The organism is Nostoc sp. C052 (assembly GCF_013393905.1).
Taxonomy (GTDB): domain Bacteria; phylum Cyanobacteriota; class Cyanobacteriia; order Cyanobacteriales; family Nostocaceae; genus Nostoc.
Window position 1 is genome coordinate 2049849 of sequence record NZ_CP040272.1, and the last position, 21794, is coordinate 2071642.

Consider the following 21794-nt stretch of genomic DNA (forward strand, 5'->3'; position numbering starts at 1 on the left):
TGTTTGGGGAATATTAGAAACAGAGTAAAGAGCCATCTGGTAAACGTCTATGCCCCAATCCGAAGCCGAACTAGAACAAGAGCTGATCGATCGCCTAACTGGACTAGGTTACGAATTCGTCACCCTTCGCAATACTGAAGATTTCAAAGCCAACCTGAAAGCCCAATTGGAAAAACATAATAAAGCCCAACTAGAAAAGCATAATAAAACCCAGTTTAGTGACGAAGAATTTAAGCAAATCCTCAACTACCTCGACAAAGGCAACGTCTTTGATCGCGCCAAACGCCTGCGCGAAAACATGAAACTCAACTGCGACGACAGTACCACCTTTCACATTAATTTGCTCAACACTGAACACTGGTGTCAAAACCAATACCAAGTTACGAACCAGATCAGCCAGCAAGGCAAATACGAAAACCGCTATGACGTAACCCTGCTAATTAATGGTTTGCCCCTCGTCCAAATTGAACTAAAACGCCGAGGGTTGGGACTTAAAGAAGCCTTCAACCAAATCAACCGCTACCAGCGCCACTCCTACGATGCAGACAATGGGCTATTCCAGTACGTCCAAATATTCGTTATCTCAAACGGTGTCGATACCCGCTACTACGCCAACAACCGCAAACAAGAATATAAACAAACCTTCTTCTGGGCAAACCAAGACAACACCCTGATTACCCAACTCGAAGACTTTGCCGATAGCTTTTTGGAGAAATGCCACGTCTCCAAAATGATCTGTAAATACATTGTCCAGCACGAATCCGATAAAGTGCTGATGGTGCTACGCCCCTATCAATACTACGCAGTAGAAGCCATAATCAAGCGAGTGAAGGATACCGATAAAAACGGCTATATCTGGCATACCACTGGATCAGGCAAAACCCTCACCAGTTTCAAAGCTGCCCAAATCCTCACCCAACTCCCTAAAGTGCATAAAGTGGTGTTTGTGGTCGATCGCGCTGACCTCGACTACCAAACCAGCAAAGAATTTAATCATTTTAGCGAGGGATGCGTAGACACCACCGATAGCACCAAAGAACTCGTTAACCAAATGGCTGGAGATAGTCGCCTGATCGTCACCACGATTCAGAAACTCAACCGTGCGATAAAATCCCAACGACATGAAGCCGCAATGGAGAGCTTGAAAGATAAGCGCATTGTGTTCATTTTTGATGAATGCCACCGTTCTCAATTTGGCGAAACCCATAAAAATATCGTCAAATTCTTTACCCAAGCCCAGATGTTCGGCTTTACCGGGACTCCCATCTTTGCCGATAACGCTGCCAGTAATCAACACGGTAAACGCACCACCAAAGACCTATTCCACGAATGTCTGCATAAATATGTGATCACTAATGCGATCGCTGATGAAAACGTTCTTAAATTTTCCGTCGAGTATTGGGGCAAAATCAAACCCAAAGACGGCACGCTGATCACAGAGCCAAAATTAGACCGAGAATTCTTTGAAAATCCCGACCGAATTTCTCTAATTGTCGATTGGATTATTGCCAACCATAACCGTAAAACCCACGGTAGAAAATTCTCGGCCATGCTCTGCGCCAGCAGCGTAGACACCCTAATTACCTATTACGACACGTTCAAAAACAAACAAAAACAGGGATTACATGACCTACGAGTGATCACGATTTTTACCCCTGGCTATAACGAAGAAGACCAAGACGCAAACGGCTTAATTGGAGAACCTGATTTTAATATCAGCGCAGATACAAGCAACCGTAGCCATAGCCGCGACAAACTGAATCAATTTATCGCGGACTATAACCAGATGTACCAAACCCAACATTCCGCCAAAGATAGTCAGGCTTTCTATGCCTACTATAAAGACATCGCCAAGCGGATGAAAGACCGCGATCGAGAAAACTTTCAGGATCAGGAACGAGCCGATATTCTGTTAGTCGTCAATATGTTTCTCACGGGTTTTGATGTCAAAAAGCTCAATACGCTTTACGTTGACAAAAATCTGAAGTATCACGGATTAATTCAAGCATACTCCCGCACTAATCGCATTTTAGGCGAACTGAAATCCCAAGGGAATATCGTCTCTTTCCGTAACCTCAAAGAGAATACTGATCAAGCCGTTGCCCTCTTTTCCGACACCAACGCAAGCGAAGAAATTTTCATTGAACCCTACGAATACTACACTGAAAAATTCAATGAAGGTGTGCAAGAACTGAGAGCGATCGCCACTATCCCTAACGATGTCAATAAGCTTATTAGTGAAGAAGACCAAGTTAAGTTCGTTAAAGCCTTTCGTAATCTTATCCGTTTACAGAATGTAAGTAAATCATTTACTGAATTTAGTTTTTCCGACTTGAATCTGGATGAACAAACCTTTGAAGATTACAAAAGCAAATATCTGGATATCTATGATAGAACGCGATCCAAACCCGATGAAGAGAGAGAATCTTTGGTTGAGGAAGTCGATTTTGAACTGGAACTGATCCAGCGAGACGAAATTAACGTCTCCTATATTCTCAAGCTGCTGGCTAACCTCCAGCGAGACATCAAGGATGATGCTACCCAGGAAGATTACCAAAATCAGAAAGCGTCTATCCTTGAGCTAATCGGGAAAGAAGTCCAACTACGCAGCAAGCGGGATCTGCTTGAGAAATTTATCGAAGAGCGGCTACCCACCCTCGAACCCGAAGAAAAAGTCGAAACCGTCTTTCAAGACTTCTGGACTCAAGAACGTGTTGAAGCGATTCAGCAACTCTGCCTAGAGGAGAACCTCAAGATTGAAGCCGTTAATCAAATGATTGCTGACTACAAATTCTCTGGGAAAGAACCATTAAGGGAAACCGTGTTGAGTGCTTGCAACGAAAAACCGAAATTATTAGAGCGTAAAAAAATCTTTGCGCGAGTCGTATCAAAATTACTCGACATCATCAACAAATTTGATGACGCTCTTGGTGAGCTTGGGGAGGAAGAATAAAACAGTTCTTAAAGCAGGCGATCGTCAGATCAGTATTGATACTTGGACTGATATCAATTCTCCAAAATAAGGCAACAGAGATAAATCACAAAAGTGCTGCTGCATCTAAGTTTTTTAAGTGCGTTAGCGGAGCTGCGTTAGCCCATTGCTAAATGCGATCGCCTAGCATTTTTACGGAATTTAGGCTAAAAAGCTTGTATTATCTCAAATAAGCTTCCACACCCCAAACAGCCGGCTATGGAATTAAATCTCCGCTTCCCAGAGAATCATCAAGTCATTGTAACATTTGATGGGCAAGACACTGAGAGGCTGGATTTTGCCTCACCGTTGAATGCAGCAGACAGAGAGGATATTCGCTGGTACTTAGAAACCTATGCGGCTCATTACACTACGGATGTAGACGATAAACGGGCGGAAGGGATAGCAAAAAAATTCCGGCAATGGGGCGAAGATTTATTTAATGCGGTTTTTCAACATCGGGCTGCTCAACGGCTGTTTAATTATTTTCAAGATGAAAATCAACCAGGACGCTTATTAACAATCAGCGCTAGTCATCCAGCAATTTTATCATTGCCTTGGGAATTGTTATGCGACCCAGAAGGCACTTATTTATTTCACGAAAATCCCCGCATTTCGATTCGTCGCCGCTTGGCTGGTGCGGGGGGTGGACGCAGACCGTTTAAAGTGCAAGTCAAAGACCGATTGCGGTTATTGTTTGTCATCAGTCGTCCCAGTGATGCGGGATTTATTGACCCCCGTGGTGAAGCAATGGCAGTTTTGAACGCCATTCAACAAGCAGCAGCCGGACGGGTTGAGGTAGAATTTTTGCGTCCAGCCACCTTGGATAATTTAGTAGCGCGGCTAGAAGACTCGCGCAAACCCCCTGTTGATATTGTGCATTTTGACGGTCATGGGGTATTTGATTTAGATGGGCGTTTCCAAGAACAGGCTAAACATAGCGACCCGGTGGGACTAACTAAAGGCGGGAACGAGAACAGTGGCAATATCGGTTATTTGTTATTTGAGGATAAAGAAGGAAAAAAAGCCCTGATTACTGCCGAAACCTTGGGTGATATGCTGAATCGGCAAAAAGTGGGGTTAATTGTTTTGTCTGCCTGTCAGTCGGCGGCGATGGGTGGGGAAGATGGAGAAGATGCAATGGGTAGTGTCGCCGCTAGGTTAACCCATGCAGGTATTCCCACAGTCTTGGCAATGACTCATTCGGTATTAGTGACAACAACCCAACAACTATTTGCTAAATTTTATCAGGGTTTAGTATCTGGTGCTGGTATGGGTGAAGCATTAGATAATGCGCGGCGAGACTTGTATCTCAACCAACAACGGGGAGAACGGCAACGGGGTGAGGAACGAGTACAGTTAAAATTGCAAGATTGGTTTTTACCTGCTTTGTATCAAGCATCTGGTGATACCCCATTATTGCAGCCAGACTTGAACAACCAAGAAAGCGGCGAGTCACCAAAATGGGGAAACTTGCCAGATTTACAAGAAGCTGGATTTTTCGGTCGTAGCCGGGAATTGTGGCAGATAGAACGCTGGTTTGTGCAGGGAACGCGCCGCCTCACAGTATCGGGTTTTGGTGGACAAGGAAAAACCTATCTTGTCCAGGAAGCAGGACGCTGGTTACACCGCACGGGGATGTTTGATAAAGTTTGTTTTGTGGATTATGCTGCCTTTGGTGGTGTGGATGCTGTAGGCTGGGCAGTTAGCACCTTGGGGACAGTGTTAGACGAGAGTTTAATTGATGGGGCGGCGGCAACTCAGGCGTTGCGTAAGCAAGCCACATTGCTGATTTTAGATAACTTAGAAACCTTGCCAGCAGAAACCCTACGGGAACTGTTAACCGTGGCAAAACAGTGGTCTGAGGTTGGGGAATGTCAGGTATTACTCACCACTCGCACACCAGATTTTCACCATCCCGATTATCCCACACAAGGCAGTCGCAAACATATCTCCTTACCTTTGCGAGGTTTGGGACAAGAAGATGCCCTAGCGTATTTCCAGAGTTTGATTAAATTGACGCTAGCACCTCTATTTGACCCACCTAAACGGGGCGTGTTATTGGAATTATTTAAACTGGTGGATTTTCATCCCCTGTCCATTGGTTTGTTGGCGAAACAGTTGGAAAATCGCCGTCCGGCAGAGTTGGGACAACGCTTAGAAACCTTGATTGCCCAAACACCAGATAATCCCCTGTTGGCATCGTTGAATTTATCTTTGGAACGGTTGGATGCTGAAGCAATGCAGTTGTTGCCTCGCTTGGGCGTGTTTCAAGGCGGGACGTTAGAAATTCACTTGTTGAAAATTACAGAAATTTCTCAGTCACAGTGGCAAACTTTGCGCCCAGCTTTAGAAGCCACTGGTTTAATTCAAGTTAATCAGCCTTTTCTCAAATTTCACCCCACCTTAGCCCCTGCCTTGTGGCCGCGCTTATCCCCAGAAGCACAGATACAACTGTTTGCCCGTTATCAACAGCAGTATTATCAACTTTCTCGCTATTTGTATTTTGAAGATAGCAAAAGTCCTCATGCAGTTCGTGCCATTGCCCAACAGGAATTACCGAATTTACTTTATGCAGTTGATGGCGCGTTGAATGCAGGTGTAAAATGGGCAGTAGACTTTGCTGACAAAGTAAACAGATTTCTCGGCTACTTTGGACTTCACCGCGATCGCACTAGACTAAATCAACGGATTGCTCAGTTGACTGGGGAAGTAGGTTCCGATACATGGTATCTCAGCCGTAAGAGTTCAGGCGAGCAATTATTTAATGCAGGTCGCTATCAACAAGCCGCGCAGGTGTTTAATGAAATACTGACAGCGTTGGGTGAACAACCAATTTATCAACGTTGTGTTACTTTGGGTTGGCTGGGGCGGTGCTTGAGGTTGCAAGGACAAACAGCACAAGCAGCAGAAATTTACCGTCAGGGGTTAGCAGTGGCGCAGCAGTTGGAACAGTCTGATGATGTCAAGACACTGATGGGAACGTTGCAGACTGAATTGGGAGATGCGCTGACGGATATGGGAGATTATGGTGAGGCACGCATTGCTCATGAAGCAGGATTAGTTATTTATAAAGAAATTGGCAACCTTAGTGGGGCTGCGGTATTAAATGGACAACTCGGCAAGTTAGCCCTGCTGCAAGGCAACCTCTCAGAAGCAGAACAGCGTTACCGTGAAGTACAGAATACTTTCCATCAACTCAACGAACCAGCAAAAGAAGCCACAGGTTGGCATTTCCTGGGTGTGGTGTACGGAGAAGGCAAGCAGTGGGACGCTGCGGAAGATGCCTACCGAAAATCAGCACAAATTACAGAATCTCTAGGAAATCTGGCAGATGCAGCAATGTCTTGGCACCAATTAGGCAACCTCAATGCACTTGCTGGCAAACTGGGAGAGGCAGAGGCTTGGTTTCGTAAGGCCTTGAAGCAATTTCAAAAATTAGAAGATCGAGCAACTGCATCTGACACATTAAGTAACCTCGCTCTCATACTACAAGACCAACCCCACCGCCGCAGCGAAGCCCAACAATTGGCAGAAGAAGCATTAGCTATCAAGAAAACCTTAGACCCGGTTGTGGCTCAGATTTGGAAAACCCATAACATCTTGGCAGATATTGCCGACAAGCAGGGCGACACCACCCAAGCTAAAGAATATCGTCGCCAAGCAAGGCAAGCAAAAGCGGCGTTTGCGGGGACACAGTATGAGTTGCGGCAACATGGGCAGTTTATTGCAGGGGTAGTAGCTGCTGTGGATAATGCACAAATCAGGGAACAGCTAGAAACTGCGTTGGAAAATTTTGCAGAAGATTGGCAAAATCTCGTTGCTGCCATCCGTCATATCTTAGCCGGCGAGCGAGATGAGAATATACTGTGCGAGCCGTTAAATTTGGAAGATTCTATGATTATCTCCGCTATCCTGTGGGGTATTGCTGACCCTCAATCCCTTGCAGCGTTATTGGCAGAATGATATTAAACAAGTCGGAAGTCGGAAGTCGGAAGTAAAAATCATTCACCTGTAGGGGCATCGGCACTGCCGTGCCCTTAAGACTGTGTGGACTCAACCGATAACCGCTATAATATTTGCGACACATCAATTCTTCTAGGCAATGCCTTGCCCATTGATGTCAACTTAAGATACTCATGTTGGGTTTCACTTCGTTCAACCCAACCTACACCTAACTTACTTTCTTTGCGCCTCTGCGTGAGACAAAATTCATTTATTATCTACATCCGAAGAATAATCTTCACAAAAAGCTTTCAATCCAATATGAATAATAGTCACCGTTACCGCCACAACTAAAGGAGATAACATATCCCCCGAAAAACCCATCGTTACCAACACTGCACCCAAGCGTTCCAAAGCATCCTTATTATCCAAATCCCCCCATTTCTTCCACTGCTTATTCAGCATTCCCCCTTCTTGGCATAAATCACTTTTAGCAGCTCGTCCAAATTTCTGCAAAAAACTCTTAGAGTTCTCTTGTGTAAATTTTGTAATTGCTGCGGTTTGTTTTACCAGCAATTTTTCATCTGAGATTTTATCCTCTCCTTGTTTTAGCGCTGAATTTGCGACATAGCGCAGTTCTGTTAACTGGCGGTCAATTTCGGCAGAGAGGGCAGTAATTTCTTCGGGGGTAAAGATGCTGTTCATTTTGAGTTTCGCTTGTTTTCAAACATTTTGTGTGCCAATAGAGATTTTTTCGCTTTAACAATAGCGAGAAGTTCCCCTTGCACAAATAAAGCATAATCAGCAGTAACCCGATCTAGGAAAGCGATCGTCTGTTCCCTGCCAAACTCCTTTAACCATAAATCCTTATTTACACCAAACTTCTACAACTTTAATTCCAGACTAAAATTACCGAACAATACCTTGCCCAATTCCTGAAAATGTGACCCAAACAACTGGGATACACTAATTTTCGCCTTCTCACACACAGGAATAATCAACTTCACCAAATGATAAGGTTGACTTTGATTTGTTGTTGAGGCTATCCTCAAAGATTCTATAATTCCCCCTAAATCTCCCAATAACTTCAAATCCTTTCCAATTGCTTGTTCAAACACTAACAAAATCAATTGTAATTTTCGGGTTAACTCGATCGGGATGGGTTTATAACCTAATTGGGGAGTAAGTGCAATTAATTCACTAATTCCTTGAATATTAACTCGATATTTCTCTATTTCCTCTTCGCCTTTAATTTTGTGTCCTAACCACCCGTAACAACGAGAACAAAATCCCGCAGGTGAAAGCCTAGCCATTACAGGTAAACGCGAACCACAGTGAGGACATTCTTCTCTTAATCGCTGTTTGTGAATCAAACAAAATTCTACATCCTTAAATGACCATAATAATGGTTCATAAATAGTTTTATTCTCCTGCCTCCACTCTTCCCAACAACAAGGGCACCAAGCGCGATAGTTCCGAAATAACCCCTTGTCATAAATCATGCCTTTCCAGCTTAAAAGGGTCAAAAAGCGTAAATCCTGACGCATTGTTAGCTCTTCTAAGACAGTGACTAACTTCCCTGTCATTTCTCGCATTCCGTTGATAGCCGGTTTAGCATCGCTATTTCCTAATAAATAGCTGACACTCTTTTGCAGTAACTTCGATTTATCCTCATTTTCCAAAATAAGTAGTGCAATTTCCGCCATAATAAGCTTCTGGGCAGTTAAACAATGCTCCTGTGCCAAACGATTAAGATAACTGCTGAGACTTTCTGTATGGGGAGTTCCCATACCCACAGGTTCAAGACAAAATAAGCGACTCCGTTGAGGGATTTCTAGAGGTTTTGGACTCCAAAGTTCCTCATAAATATTCATCCCTCTTGATTAACTCCTACTAAGTCTCTCCCTACCTTACGTTCCCCAACTTTTCTACCTTTTTTCACTGCTTGAGAATTGATAGATTCAGACTTTTCAACTTTTTCCTCGTTCTTATATAGAAAAGCTAAACGGTCTTCTCCTTCTTTTAACTCTTTTTGAATTGTTTTTCGTCTTCCTGCTGATAATTCCCTTGCTTTAAAATCTTTCATTCTCACTGTTTTAGCCCCCTCGTCTAACGCATTTTTGAGAGCGCGATACCACCAACTTTTAAGAATACCCACACATCCTATTGAGTATTCCATAAAATATTCCCAATGTTCCTCTAACTGTGGTTCATTTTCAACTGTCAAATACTGTTGTAAAGTCTTAATTACCTTAATAAATTCTTGTTGATCTTCTGATTTAGTCAGATAGTAGGGAGATAAATAATAATCTTCACTTCTTCTTCCCACTTGACCATTGACTTCTTGACATTTTAAAAGTTCATAAGTTCCAAATAAAACATGAACCGTTTGAGTTTTATTAGCCAGTGATTTAAGCCAGTTCATTTGAACATTTATTTGTCTTCCTCCCGCAACATCAAATAAGTGCTGTGCTTCATCTAAGGTATAAGCTTTTAATTGACGGTATAGAAAAACCTTTTGCATTGTTCGACGCAAAGCTTTAGCGTTTCTTCCTTCATGATCTCCTATTAGGTTATCTGAGTTGTAATTCTCTAAATCAACTCCATAATTCTCTTTATAATCGATTAAAACTTCCTTCAAAGATTCCAAAACTTGAATATAGTAATTAGAATAGTTAAACTTTCCTCCTTCAGCACCATCTACCTCGATTCCTCCTACCACTAAACTTCCTGGATTAGAAATAATTTCGTCTGCAAAATGTTTAAGCAATCGTTTTTCAAATTCTGCTTTTAATCGTGATTTTCCTACCCCTGTTACCCCAAACACCAAATAAACTAAAGCATCATCCGGTTCTATAGCATTTTTTAGTAGCTGCTCTAGAACCAGTTTAATATTGCGATGAGGAACAATTACATCTTTAAAATACTTAAGTTTATTATCAGTTGGTGCTTGTAAAATTTCTTGAGGGAAACGACGATTTGTAACCATTACCACAATTCCTCTTCAGCAAAAGCCCGAATATCATCAGGATTAAATTTTTTGGGTAGATTAGGCTGTAAATTATCCTCTTTTAAATCTATTAAATCTAGATTTTCTTCTTCTATTGTTTGACTATCTTGAGATAAATGCTGTTCAGTATTTGATATATTTAATAATACCGCACTACTCAGGTTTCCTTCAATTAAATTGAAAACTAATTTAGCAGATTGATCTCGACGGATTTGTAGTATTAATTCTTCATTTTCTTCCGCATTATTAAGTAAGTCAACAATCTCTTTAGAACCTACATATTGACTTTGATTATATATTTGCCGTTTTCGTCTGCAAATTGTTGTGGCTATTGCTACTGCCTTCTCTGAATGTCCTTGAAACTTCATATAATAATTGGATAAACACTTTACCCAATGATTATTAACATAGGCATAAGTAACACCATAATCTAGTGGGTCATAGCGAACGGGAATAGATTGATTCTCAACACTGTAAAATTCATCTGCCCAATAATTTTGATAGTTGACTCTAATTCCTTGACCAGGAATAACTTTGGCCATTCCCTTATTGTTCGTCGGCAAGGTTAAAATCTTGAATTGCTCATCATACTTAATATATTGATGAGGGCGATGTCCGGTTGTAGCTAACCCTAATTCAAAAGCCTTATGAGGAGACATCCCTTCTAAAGCAGGATGTTCTGCTTTATCATAAACTCCATAAGCATAACCAAATGCCAAATAATTATATAATTCTTCTAAATTCCAGACAGCTAGATTCTTGGGATTATTTGCTTTTTTAACGAAGCGGACGTGCTTCATAATTTGGGTATTCCCCCTCAAGTTATTAATAAATTCAGTATTTTGTGAGCCAAACCAACGTTCAATAATTGAACTAAATTTAGGGTAATCCTTGGGACGATGCTTTTTGCTGGCTTCAAAACGCGCTAACAAGGTCTCAAAATAAGTAGAACTAAACTCTTTTCCGTTATCCACAACAATGCATTCAGGAAATCGTCCAAACCGTTGTACACAGATGCGAATAGCCATCATACAAGAACGGTAACTCGGATTATCAAAGGTAAGGTATAAAGCTAAAATCCTCCGACTATAGGCATCAATCATGCCTGTTACCCAAGGTCTGCCTAAATTTTTGCCACTATAGGGGCAGATACACTCAACATCAAGCTTTGTGTGGTCAATATGAACGATTTCAAAGGGGCGATCTCCATGACGAGGGGTCGTAGGTTGAATTAACCAAGGTCCCAACAGATTATTTGCTGCACGAAATCCCATTCGTTTTTTAGTTTGTTGATAACTATTTCGTTTTTTCACTCTCTCGTAATAAAGGGTATGACTAGGAATAGGAGAAATTCGTCCCGATTCCTGCCATTTATCCCTTAAAACTTCATACGTCTGCCAAACATTTTTTAGTTTAAAAGTTTCATATTGTTCTTTAATCACTTGATCAATAAATTCTAAATCTTCATCAGAATAACGAGGGGTTGGATTGCCTTTGTATTGGGGAATTAAGCCAATAAACCCACATCCGTATTTTTGTTGGGCTTTTCGATATTTTGCTCTCCAGTCGCGTAAAGTTCGTTCTGATAAATCGCATTTTTTAGAATTATAAGGCTCTCCCTCTAAATAAGGCTTAATAGCTGCATAACGAGAATTTGCAGTTTCTAAGGCTTTAGGACTGGCCTCTAGAAAGTATTGCCATCCTTCCTCACCTAGAGTTGTGTGGTTTTCTGTCTGAAGACTACTAATTTCCCCTAATTCGATTAATTGTTCAAATTCTGCATAAGTCCAGCGAACAATTCCTTGTTCTCCTCTAAAAATGATTTTACTTTCCCCTATATGGTCAATGGTGAGGCTTTTTCCATCTAACAAAAATGATGACCCCGCTTTAAGATCAACTATCGACACATTGCTGGATACAGGTTCACAATAATCATGAGTGGCCGTGATATAAGCTTCGGCAGTAGCTTGGTCACGGAATAGATGAACTTTCTCTTGTTCCACCAAAGCTACTTCGCTTAAATTCACATAGACTTTTTCGAGGGCAATTAAGGTATTAATATCATCAATAGTGGCATTTTTCGCCTTCTCAAGCACGGTGATGAGGTTAATACCGGGATAATTGACGATAATCTCTTGAACATTGGCTTCTACTTGGTCATTAAGGATATATTGTTGCTTTAAATATCCTTGTTTGTAGGGTTGTAAATATTTCTGATTGCGATATTTGACCCAATCGATTTCATTATCTGAGCGAAGACGATAATAATATCCTAAGTTTTCGATATATTCTTGAACAATGACATCCACCCATTGTCTTTCTATTTTTTGATACCGATAAGGCTGTTCCTCACTAAGTTTTTCCAGTCTTTTCTCTGTTTTCCACTCTTCAAAACCACAACAATCCTTTCTCATTACAAAGAAATCGGGATAATGGCCAATAGTTGTGGCTTGTTTACCTTGTGGTGAACATTTGATACTGAATTTAATCGGTTGATCCCAATATTCTAAAACTTGGTCGTCATATTCATAAAATTGAGTAATAGCGGGTAATTCAACAGTATGAGACTCAAATTGAATCGTTCTACCCATCTTTGAGCTAGCATAGGGACCATGAACGTTTCTTCCTCCTCCTTGGACTTTACGAGCAGGTGGGGAAGTCCTAATTTGGTTAACCAAATCTCTTTGTTGTTGGGAGAGCTGCAAATTATTACACCATGCTTGAAACTCGACATCATAGAGCATGGTTATCTCCTCTAAAATTAGTACAATTTTACCTATAAAAACACCATAACAAGTTCAGACTATTTCGGCAATGTCAAACTTTAAAATTGCTATTCCGGCAAACTCAGGCTTTAAAAACTGCTTATATTATGGATATTCGTGGAACGGATTTACTGGGATTGAGGCAATGTAGTGGCAAAATCAAACTTTAAAGTACGGCAAAACCAAGCTTTAAATTACAATTTGTCGTCGTTGACAGATTAATGTCGTCAGAGACAAATTGTTGTCATCAAACGAATTAAATGGCTGTTAAAGTAGCGATGACAAATTATTGTCATTATCCTGAAGGTTCCGCTATAAAGCATTAATATTTTAACTGCTTTAGTCTGATTAAACAGTTTTAACAAACGCGCAACTCAACAAAATGTCAACGTAGCGCTCTCTTTCAACCCTCCAAATTCAGAAGATGCAAGTTTTTTGCGACACACCTCACCTAAAAGTGCGTAGGCAAAGCTGATTGTAGACATCACTCACTGATGAATGAGTTTTTCAACTTTCCTATTAAGGAAAAAACAGTTGCAAATATGTTAGCTCAAAATGTAGAAATTCTTAGAGGACTTTCAACCCTTTTATTGTCAGGAAGATAGTTACAGTGCAACTATTTCAAATTTATGTACACAAATATGCTACAAGGAGTCAGCAATTTTCGACTTGCTTTAGTTTAGCCAAATAAAAAATTGGGGAGGGTTCCCCCTTGGTCGGGGGTGATTCAGTAGCCACTACAGCAGTACATCTGCACCCTTATTGCTGGGAGCGCACCTAATTCCTGTCTTGCGACAGCAGCATCAGGGTGAGCAGCTACTAGGGTCAGAAAGCAAGACTGTCTCACAACAGTCAAACTAACCCACATTTTTCACAATTCAGAGGCTCTTGAGAGCATGAACTGCGGCGCTGTTAGATATTTAATTGTCAAGGTTCAGAGATTTGTCAAACTTGAGTTAGACGAGCGCGGTATGCTGACATCGCCAATACATACGCTTTTTCCTGTGGACTGCCTCGAACGGGCTGCTGTCCTTCTTCAACAAGAATTCCAGCTTTTTTAGCCTGACTTTTAATGTTCTCAATTAATCTGCCGTAACTCCAGTGATGCACGTTAATGCGGTACTGTTTGGCATATTTTTGCTGGGCTTCTAGATAACCAGGGCATTTTTGCTCGGCTCTAGCTTGAATTTCACTTTGGACAATTTCTCGCATATCTCCCAGCTTGGGCAAGACTATACTGCCAGCTTTGTGGGTTTTAGCGATCGCCATGATCGCTTGAGCTAACAATCGGTCTACATATTGCCCTAACTCAGATTCTCCTAATTGGCTGTTGGCTTCACGTTTCTGTGCTTTATGGCGTTGGTGAGATAAAAATTGTTTTTGTTGGCGCTGGCGGTTCAGGAGATTGTAATTTTTACCCAGCAATTGATGGACACTTTGGTAAACCAGAACTTTGTTTGCAAGGGCATCCACTACAGCAACGGTGGCGGGTTTTTCTAATCCCAAGCTTACTCCCACCAAAATATGAGATTGACTTTGATAAATAGGTTTACTAACCTGAGTTCGGGTTAAGCAGATTGAGGTAAAAGCCATTCCATCTGAAGGCTGGGTTTCTTAGGTTGATGGCAATAAGCGATTAATCCGCACAGAACGTTAACGCAGAAATTAACAGGGCTTCGGTGTCTAGAATGTTCGATTTGAGAAATATTCTTGAGTTGATCGTTAATAGTCTCAATAATGGAGCGTTTACGGGATAAGAGCTTGTCATGGAGATGCATCAGATGGTTTCTCATGTTGCGACGGGGTTTGGCAAAAAATTTAATGCCGAACTCTTGCAAAAGTTGAGAAGCCAGTTTTTGAGAGACATATCCGCGATCGCCAAATATTTTGCCAAACAGATCACTGAGTAAATCAGGAACTGGTTGACGGTCATCAATATTACCAGGAGTAAGAACCACATTTAAGAGTTGACCAAGTTCATTGACGACAAGATGAAGCTTAAACCCGAAAAACCAATCCACAGAAGTCTTTCCACGAGAGGCTAAACCTTCAAAAACCTTATGCCGAGAAATCCGACGATTATGGCAGACCTTCAGACATGTTGAATCGATAAAACCGATACCCGTACACCGTCCAAAACAATGCTTCAGGTAAACGCACAAAGGTATCAAGGTTGATGGTATCCATTCAATGAATCGTTGATAACTCGGAAGTCCCGGAAAAGCACAACTCCATTGCTGTTTGACATGATTCAAATAAAAATGCTTGAAATTCCGGTAGTGATTTTGATGAAATGCAATCAGTATCGTCATTATTTCACTCAAACACAGACTTCTAGCCCGAATCCGTCTTATTCCTCCATGTACCAACAGCTTTTTGTGCCATTGGCTTTCAAACGCCTTACAAAAATCATCTACATGACAGAACAAAAATTCTAAACTAAACATAGGACAGGTGCTGGATTTGACGTTATTTTCAGCTTACTACCTGTCCCTTTCCTTATCCCGAACTCAGGTTTTACTAGGACGTTCAAAGGAATTATCAATTCTAGCCAGTGTAGATTGTTTGCGCTTGATAAAAGCTTGTTGTGTTTTGCTGAGGTCATTCTTTTCTTTCATTCGAGTGATGACTTTACCAATCTCAGCAGCTTTTTCTTGTCTGACTTGTTCTGTTCCTTGGGAAGTCCACAAGCGAGTGTCAATAGTGCAGTAGAGAATTAAGTGGTTCACATTCCAAGGTTCGCCTTTCTCCTCGCCTTGTTGCCAAGCTAGACGACCATTTCTGAGGGTGAACAAGCTACTGGAATGTTGATTTTTGCTGTTGCGTTTAGTCTGTTGGTCTTTCAAAAAGCGTTGAAACCAATGAAGTTGGCGAGTGTCGCAATAAACCTCAAAGGTAAGATCGCTCAAGCCGTTAAATTGAATGCACAACCGTCCTTTTTGGTTCTTTGACCAAACCATGTATTCGTTGGTTTCAAAGACCAGAGGAAAGGGGAGAGAACTGGGTTGGCTTAACAGAATATTCTGCCAGTGCTTGGCTTGAGCCTCGTCTTGAGGAACTGTCGTAGTAGCAACCAAGAGCGTCTCTAACCATTTTGCATTGAGCAAGTCTCGACCTTTAGGTATGCGGCTAGTAAGTTGTTCAGAGAGTCTTTCAATCTGAATTTCGACTTTGCGCCGACGTTGAGTAAATTTCTCTGAATCTTCCTCTTTTTCACTGACTTTACAGCCATTCTTGAGCAAGTAACTAATGACGCAGCGTGTTATTATGTCGTCTGTTTCGCGGTAAGCCTGAAAAAGGGTATTTTTTAAGTTGGAGCTACTGTTTGATGAAGATAATTTTTGAGACTTTTTGCTCTTTGTCCTTTTCGGTGTACTATCAAAGCCAGATACTGTAATGCAATCAGTCAGCATTTCGGCTGCTTTAGTACGAATCACCTGTAAGGTTTGTCCACTGATTTCTACTAATTCGGCATCACTTTTGAGCATTGCTAGCCAGCGCATTTGACCCTCTAGCGATGCTCGTAAAAGTTTCTGTACGGCTAGCCAAGATTTGTAGATGTAGTCTACAACATGAATTGCTGACATATAGAAACTAGCGGGCTGACCGACAAAGCGAGGATCTGTTTTCAATGGTTCACATAATTGAAGAATAGCAGTGGCAGGAAGTTTGCCTTTTTGTCGCCACTTCTCGAAGTCGGGGTGCTGAGGAACCTGTTGCAGCAATTCGTTAATTAGGGGCGTATTTGCCTGTGCCATCAACTTCCAGAGTTGTTGGCGCACTGATTCACTGGCAGTAAGGCGACTTTGAATAGTAATCATACTCATGAAAATAAAATATCACAAAAACACATTATGTGTTTATGAAAAACTGTGTATTTTAAGAACAGTTTATGTACGATAAATTATATGGATGAAAAGTTCTATACAAGTACAGAAGCCGCTGAAATTACCAACTGCACTCGCAGGCAGTTGCAGTATTGGCGTGAAAAGGGAGTTGTTGTGCCAACGGTAAACATTACTGGCAAAGGTCGTAATGTTTACTACTCCAAAGGGGATCTGTTGGTGTTGACAGTGATGGAGTATCTGCTATCAATAGGTTTAAACTTTGAAGTTTGCCATACAGCATTAGAAGCATTGCGCGAAAGGGAAGCATGGTTATTTGATGAGTTTGTTCCTCAAGAAAAAATGAAGCAGCTAATGTTCTTACCTACTCGCTCCCAAGAGCAACCTTTGAAATTAGCAGAGTTTGACAAGCAAGTGGCAGTAGATGCCCTTTGTCAAGGAGAAACTGTGATACCTTTTTGGAGCGATCGTATTCATCAACGGTTACAGGAGAATCTTAAAAACCATACAAGATAAATATAGTAGAAATATTAATTTTTTTATTGATATTAATCTAAATGAAAATAAATTTATAATTAAAATCTTCAACAGAAAATATTTCATGATTAAGCCAGCTTGCAATCCAGGTTCAAGGGTTCGTTACAGAGCTAATATCAAATTATCTAAAGAACAAGATCAGCAACTTAATAGTTCTTTATATCTTGGAGATGAAGATACTTCTTTATATGGTGCGCTTACAGAGTCAAGAAATGATCTGCGTATAGTAGAGCTTTTTGCTGGGGCAGGCGGAATGGGAGTTGGTTTTCTGATGGCTGGTACTCAGAAAAAAGGATTTAGGATTATTCATTCTGCTGAAATTAACCCAATTTATCTAAAAAGCCTAGAAACTAATTATAAATATTTTTCAAATAACTCAGCTAATCGACTTGAAGACTGTATTCCTTCTGAGTTTAACCCTGTAGATTTAACGAAGCGGCATGATTTTCAACTTGTACAGGAAGCAGTGAAAAAATCAGATGGAGTGGATCTTGTTATTGGTGGAACGCCTTGTCAAGGTTTTTCACAATCTAATAGAAGTAATTGGGATGCGAAGAATAGTTATAATCAACTTGTTGAATATTTTATTGAATGTTCCTTAGAACTAGCACCGAAAGCAATTCTTTTAGAAAATGTGCAAGGTATTCTATGGACACCTCGTTCTAATAAAAGTAAGAATAAGCGCAAATTAACGGTAGTTGATTATATTGCAAGAAAATTTGCGGATGCTGGGTATGTTCTTTTTCCGGCAGTTCTAGATGCTGCTTGGTATGGAGTTCCACAACACCGGAATAGATTTTTCCTATTGGCATTGCACCAAGATTTAGGTTATACAGTTGATCACTTTGGAGAATGGGGAGCATTTCCATTACCTACACATGGAGCAATGGGTACATATAACTATGTAACAGTCAAAGAAGCAATTGCTGACCTGCCTATAGTTGCCAATGGCGAAGGCAGAGTTATTCAGGATTACGACGAACCTACACAGGAACAATTAAGCTCGAATCTGTTTTTGCAACAAATGCGCCAAATGGCAACTCCAGATATTATTGAAGGTCACGTTATTTCAAAACAAGCGGATTATGTAATTGAGCGGTATAGGCATATTCCGGCTGGTGGAAACTGGAAGAATATTCGACATATGATGACTAACTATTCTGATATAGATAAAACTCACAGTAATATCTACAGACGGCTAAGATGGGATGAACCTTCAATTACAATTGGCAATTATCGCAAAAGTATGATAATTCATCCAGAGCAAAATAGAGGATTATCATTGCGAGAAGCTAGTCGGCTACAGTCTCTTCCTGATTGGTTTACTTTTTGTGGTAGTACCAATAATTCTCAAAGTTTAGGTATTATGCACAAGCAACAACAATTAGCTAATACCGTTAGTTTCCTTCTAACCTTAGCAATAGCACAATACATACTAAAGCTTTAATTTTTAACTTCTATTTTGTGAATGTTTAAAGGGTGTGAAAAATGGCGCAAATAAATACACTAAATGGAGATAATATTACTAATCTTAGAGAGTATTTACATGATGAAGAGAATATATCATAAGCTGTTACGCATCTTGATTGTATAATATGAGATTAAGGAATTAATCTTATATCAGCCACCTATGCCAGCAAAAAATCATCTTTCTGAACAGCAAAAGGAACGGCTATTAAAAACGCTAAAAGAGCATGAAAATCCCTACGTAAGAGAAAAGATTCTGATTTTATTATTAATGAATGATGGAAAAACCTATCACGAGATTAGTAAGTTTTTAGATATTGCATATCCAACAGTAGCATATTGGGCTGTTCACGGAGACCCAGATAATCTAGAAAGTTTTTTAGATGGAAGAAGAGAAGGTAATTTCCGTAAAGTTACCAAAGAATATGAAGAATTGCTATTAAAAATAATTGAAAAAGACCCAGTAGAATATGGATATGAATTTGGTCGATGGACAGCAGCTAGATGTGCAACTTATATGGAAGAGGAAACAGGAATTAAATTAAGTGGCTCTCAAGTTAGGAGAATATTAGAGCGAAAAAAGTACGTTTACCTTTGGGCAAAGTATAGCCTAGAGGATAAACAGAATCCTGAAATACGTAAGGCATTTAAAGAAAAATTATCAGAATATTTAAGAATAACAAATGTTGCACCAGAGCGTTTGCAGGTATGGTTTTGGGATGAAAGCGGATTCAGTTTAAGAGTAATAAGAAGAAAAAATTGGGGTAAAAAAGGTACAAGAAGAAAAATCACAGGGCAAAGGAGAAGAGGAAGAGTAAATATTATGGGAGGGTTACGTTATCACGACAAAAAGAGAATTAATTTTGTGATAAAAAAGGGAAATGCAGATGTATTTTATGAGCAGCTTAAATCTTTGAACAACTTTCTCTTACAGGAATGGGTAGAGCAAGGTAATCTAATTGATAACTTCAATGATTGTTCGGCAAAAATAGTGATTATTCTAGACAATGCTAGCTTTCATAAAAGAAAAGATATTTTAGCTTATATCAAAGAGGAAATGCCAAATATTATCCTGGAATTTCTACCACCTTATAGCCCAGATTATAATTTAATAGAATTGGTTTGGCATTCAGCAAAAGAATATATAGCTCATAGATTGTTTGAGTCAGTATCACAGCTAGAAGATTTGTTAAATAAATTGTTAAATGAAGGAGGCCTTATTATTAAATGGGAGCGCAAGATTAAAAATAAAGGCAATGCCGTTTATTAAATTTAGATGCGTAGCAGCTTATAATGATTTCAATCAAATACTTCAAACTGCATCTGAAGTACTACAAAGATGTTTAGAACCTACAGAGAATGGGTCTGTTAAAGGATTGATTTATGGTCACATCCAAAGTGGTAAAACATCAATTATTCTGACAACAATGGCTTTAGCGGCAGATAATGGTTTCAATAATTTTGTAGTAATGACATCCAATCTAAATGATATCTATGAGCAAACTCTTGAACGAATCAAAGGTGCTTTAGATAGTTTTCAAGTTTTTGGTAAGACAGAAATTAGACAGAATTCAAGAACTACTCATGGTTTACCACTAGCTTTAGTATGTCCTAAAGATCCACGCCGTCTACGAGATGCTTTAAATATAGCCCAGCGATCAAACTGGCAAAACCAACCAGTTATTATCATTGATGATGAGGCCGATCAAGCTAGTTTAGATACAAATATTAATGACCAAAATAAACCTACAAGTTCAGTAAATAGAGCAATTGTTGATTTAAGAAATTCTTTAAATTCCCATACATATTTGCAAACTACTGCTACGCCTCAAGCATTACTACTACAAGATAGTAACAGTGCTTTCAGACCTGATTTTGTCGTTGTTACTACACCGGGTACAGGTTATGTAGGTGGTAACTACTTTTTTGGTAATAATAACTTTAATAATTCAGATCATATTCGTCTAGTGCCTGACATTGAGCTTGATAGGTTGCGGAATAGTAACCGTATTCCTGATACTGTTATACAGTCAATGTTGGTATTTTTTTTAGGAGCAGCAATTTTAAGAATACGAGGAAATTCTAAAAAATATACTTATTTACTCCATACTAGTTTTAGACAAGCAGATCATCATTTAGCAGCAGTATTAGTTGATAACTTTAAAAATGAATTAACGAACCAACTAAGACAAAATCCTAACGACCCAATAACAGGTGTATCTTCTAGTCTTAGAACACAATTAGAAAATGCTTATAATAATTTACAACAAACTTTTGTAAATGTTCCATCCTTCAATGATGTTTTAGCAGAAACAGCAAGAAGAATTACCTCTACAGAAGTCATAGAAATTAACTCTGTTACTGGTGAAGGAATTAGACCTAATCCAGCACGAAGACATACCCTCTATATAGGTGGTACAAAAATAGGTCGTGGTGTCACCGTTAAGAATCTTTTAGTTACCTACTACGGTAGAGATGCTCAACAACCACAAATGGACACAGTTTTACAACACGCAAGAATGTATGGATATCGTCAAAATGAATTACCTGCAACTCGTATTTACTTACCATCCCATCTAGCTCAAAGATTTGTTGGCATTCATGAAAGTGATAATTTAGTTAGAGAACAGTGCCAATATTATCATTTACCTATTCAGGTTATTCCTTTGATGACAAGAGGAATCACACCAACTCGCCGTAATGTTTTAAATGAAAATACAAATAGAATAACCTATCAAGGAGGAAGACAATATTTTCCATCATTACCAATATCTGATCCTAATATTTTGGGTAATCAAACCCAAGAACTTGATAATATCCTCTCTATGGATAGATATTGTAATTCACAACAACCATATACGGTAACAATTGATCAACTTTTAGCGATTCTCAATTTTAACTATAAAACACCAGGAGCCAGTGGTGCTTGGAATGATGATTTGATTAGGCAAGCTGTTCAGGCCTTACAAGATCAATCTAGATACCAAAACACTGGTTCATTAGTTATTGTTAATCGTCAAGCAAATATTGGTATCAGCGAAGATAGAAATAATGAAGTAGGTGCTGTGTTACCTCCTCATGATAGAAATGCTCCATATAACATTGACCCTAATGATCCCGCATTACTAATGACTCGGAATAATGGTACCCTTGATAAGGGTTGGCATGGAGTACCTTTCTGGATTCCAGTTATCCGATTTCCTAATGGTAACTATGCATTTTATGTAAATGAAAGTTGATTTACCTGTTTTCAA

Annotated in this window: 12 protein-coding genes and 1 pseudogene; 6 read left to right on the plus strand and 7 right to left on the minus strand. The window is 39.9% G+C overall.

The window, feature by feature from the left end; all coding sequences use genetic code 11:
• Positions 1-49: 49 nt before the first annotated feature.
• Entirely contained in the window at positions 50-2953 is a 2904-nt protein-coding gene (locus tag FD723_RS08210) for a type I restriction endonuclease subunit R (RefSeq protein ID WP_179064882.1), read from the plus strand.
• A 237-nt stretch (positions 2954-3190) separates the two neighbouring features.
• Positions 3191-6937: a CHAT domain-containing protein gene (locus FD723_RS08215; protein WP_179064883.1), complete on the plus strand. Its 3747-nt coding sequence runs from the start codon at positions 3191-3193 to the stop codon at positions 6935-6937.
• 246 nt (positions 6938-7183) lie between these two features.
• On the opposite strand, the gene FD723_RS08220 is transcribed toward FD723_RS08215, so the two are convergent.
• The 7 genes and pseudogenes from FD723_RS08220 to cas12k (FD723_RS08250) all read right to left on the minus strand — a co-directional run bounded on the left by FD723_RS08220 (position 7184) and on the right by cas12k (FD723_RS08250) (position 16518).
• Entirely contained in the window at positions 7184-7621 is a 438-nt protein-coding gene (locus FD723_RS08220) for a hypothetical protein (RefSeq protein ID WP_179064884.1), read from the minus strand.
• A gap of 179 nt (positions 7622-7800) precedes the next feature.
• Positions 7801-8790 carry a TniQ family protein gene (locus FD723_RS08225; protein WP_179064885.1) on the minus strand — a complete coding sequence of 330 codons (990 nt, stop codon included), beginning with the start codon at positions 8788-8790 and terminating at the stop codon, positions 7801-7803.
• On the minus strand, positions 8787-9905 hold the full coding sequence (locus tag FD723_RS08230; RefSeq protein WP_179064886.1) for an ATP-binding protein: 1119 nt from the start codon (positions 9903-9905) through the stop codon (positions 8787-8789). The genes FD723_RS08225 and FD723_RS08230 overlap by 4 nt, the downstream gene beginning before the upstream one ends.
• Complete coding sequence (locus FD723_RS08235; RefSeq protein ID WP_179064887.1) at positions 9905-12670, minus strand: TnsA endonuclease N-terminal domain-containing protein; 2766 nt, start codon at positions 12668-12670, stop codon at positions 9905-9907. The genes FD723_RS08230 and FD723_RS08235 overlap by 1 nt, the downstream gene beginning before the upstream one ends.
• Positions 12671-13636: 966 nt before the next feature.
• A pseudogene (cas12k, locus tag FD723_RS08240) lies at positions 13637-14245 on the minus strand (type V CRISPR-associated protein Cas12k); the annotation flags it as partial.
• A gap of 14 nt (positions 14246-14259) precedes the next feature.
• Positions 14260-15138: an IS982 family transposase gene (locus FD723_RS08245; RefSeq protein ID WP_179064888.1), complete on the minus strand. Its 879-nt coding sequence runs from the start codon at positions 15136-15138 to the stop codon at positions 14260-14262.
• Positions 15139-15201: 63 nt separating this feature from the next.
• Entirely contained in the window at positions 15202-16518 is a 1317-nt protein-coding gene (gene cas12k, locus FD723_RS08250; protein ID WP_179064889.1) for a type V CRISPR-associated protein Cas12k, read from the minus strand.
• Between the two features lie 81 nt (positions 16519-16599).
• Here cas12k (FD723_RS08250) and FD723_RS08255 point away from each other — a divergent pair, with 81 nt between their 5' ends.
• The 4 genes from FD723_RS08255 (at position 16600) to FD723_RS08270 (ending at position 21779) form a co-directional block, all read left to right on the plus strand.
• Positions 16600-17052, plus strand: a complete 453-nt coding sequence (locus FD723_RS08255; RefSeq protein ID WP_179064890.1) for a MerR family transcriptional regulator — start codon at positions 16600-16602, stop codon at positions 17050-17052.
• 85 nt (positions 17053-17137) lie between these two features.
• Positions 17138-18520, plus strand: a complete 1383-nt coding sequence (locus FD723_RS08260) for a DNA cytosine methyltransferase (RefSeq protein ID WP_179064891.1) — start codon at positions 17138-17140, stop codon at positions 18518-18520.
• A 183-nt stretch (positions 18521-18703) separates the two neighbouring features.
• A complete protein-coding gene (locus tag FD723_RS08265; RefSeq protein WP_179064892.1) occupies positions 18704-19810 on the plus strand; it encodes an IS630 family transposase in 1107 nt (368 codons plus the stop codon).
• Positions 19746-21779, plus strand: a complete 2034-nt coding sequence (locus FD723_RS08270; RefSeq protein WP_179064893.1) for a Z1 domain-containing protein — start codon at positions 19746-19748, stop codon at positions 21777-21779. Before FD723_RS08265 ends, FD723_RS08270 begins: the two co-directional genes overlap by 65 nt.
• Positions 21780-21794 lie beyond the last annotated feature (15 nt).

Excerpts from the sequence above, each read along its gene's own strand:
- FD723_RS08210 (WP_179064882.1), top strand. The coding sequence starts at position 50 with ATGCCCCAATCCGAAGCCGAACTAGAACAAGAGCTGATCGATCGCCTA.
- FD723_RS08215 (WP_179064883.1), top strand. The coding sequence starts at position 3,191 with ATGGAATTAAATCTCCGCTTCCCAGAGAATCATCAAGTCATTGTAACA.
- FD723_RS08220 (WP_179064884.1), bottom strand. The coding sequence starts at position 7,621 with ATGAACAGCATCTTTACCCCCGAAGAAATTACTGCCCTCTCTGCCGAA.
- FD723_RS08225 (WP_179064885.1), bottom strand. The coding sequence starts at position 8,790 with ATGAATATTTATGAGGAACTTTGGAGTCCAAAACCTCTAGAAATCCCT.
- FD723_RS08230 (WP_179064886.1), bottom strand. The coding sequence starts at position 9,905 with ATGGTTACAAATCGTCGTTTCCCTCAAGAAATTTTACAAGCACCAACT.
- FD723_RS08235 (WP_179064887.1), bottom strand. The coding sequence starts at position 12,670 with ATGCTCTATGATGTCGAGTTTCAAGCATGGTGTAATAATTTGCAGCTC.
- FD723_RS08245 (WP_179064888.1), bottom strand. The coding sequence starts at position 15,138 with ATGTTTAGTTTAGAATTTTTGTTCTGTCATGTAGATGATTTTTGTAAG.
- cas12k (WP_179064889.1), bottom strand. The coding sequence starts at position 16,518 with ATGAGTATGATTACTATTCAAAGTCGCCTTACTGCCAGTGAATCAGTG.
- FD723_RS08255 (WP_179064890.1), top strand. The coding sequence starts at position 16,600 with ATGGATGAAAAGTTCTATACAAGTACAGAAGCCGCTGAAATTACCAAC.
- FD723_RS08260 (WP_179064891.1), top strand. The coding sequence starts at position 17,138 with ATGATTAAGCCAGCTTGCAATCCAGGTTCAAGGGTTCGTTACAGAGCT.
- FD723_RS08265 (WP_179064892.1), top strand. The coding sequence starts at position 18,704 with ATGCCAGCAAAAAATCATCTTTCTGAACAGCAAAAGGAACGGCTATTA.
- FD723_RS08270 (WP_179064893.1), top strand. The coding sequence starts at position 19,746 with ATGAAGGAGGCCTTATTATTAAATGGGAGCGCAAGATTAAAAATAAAG.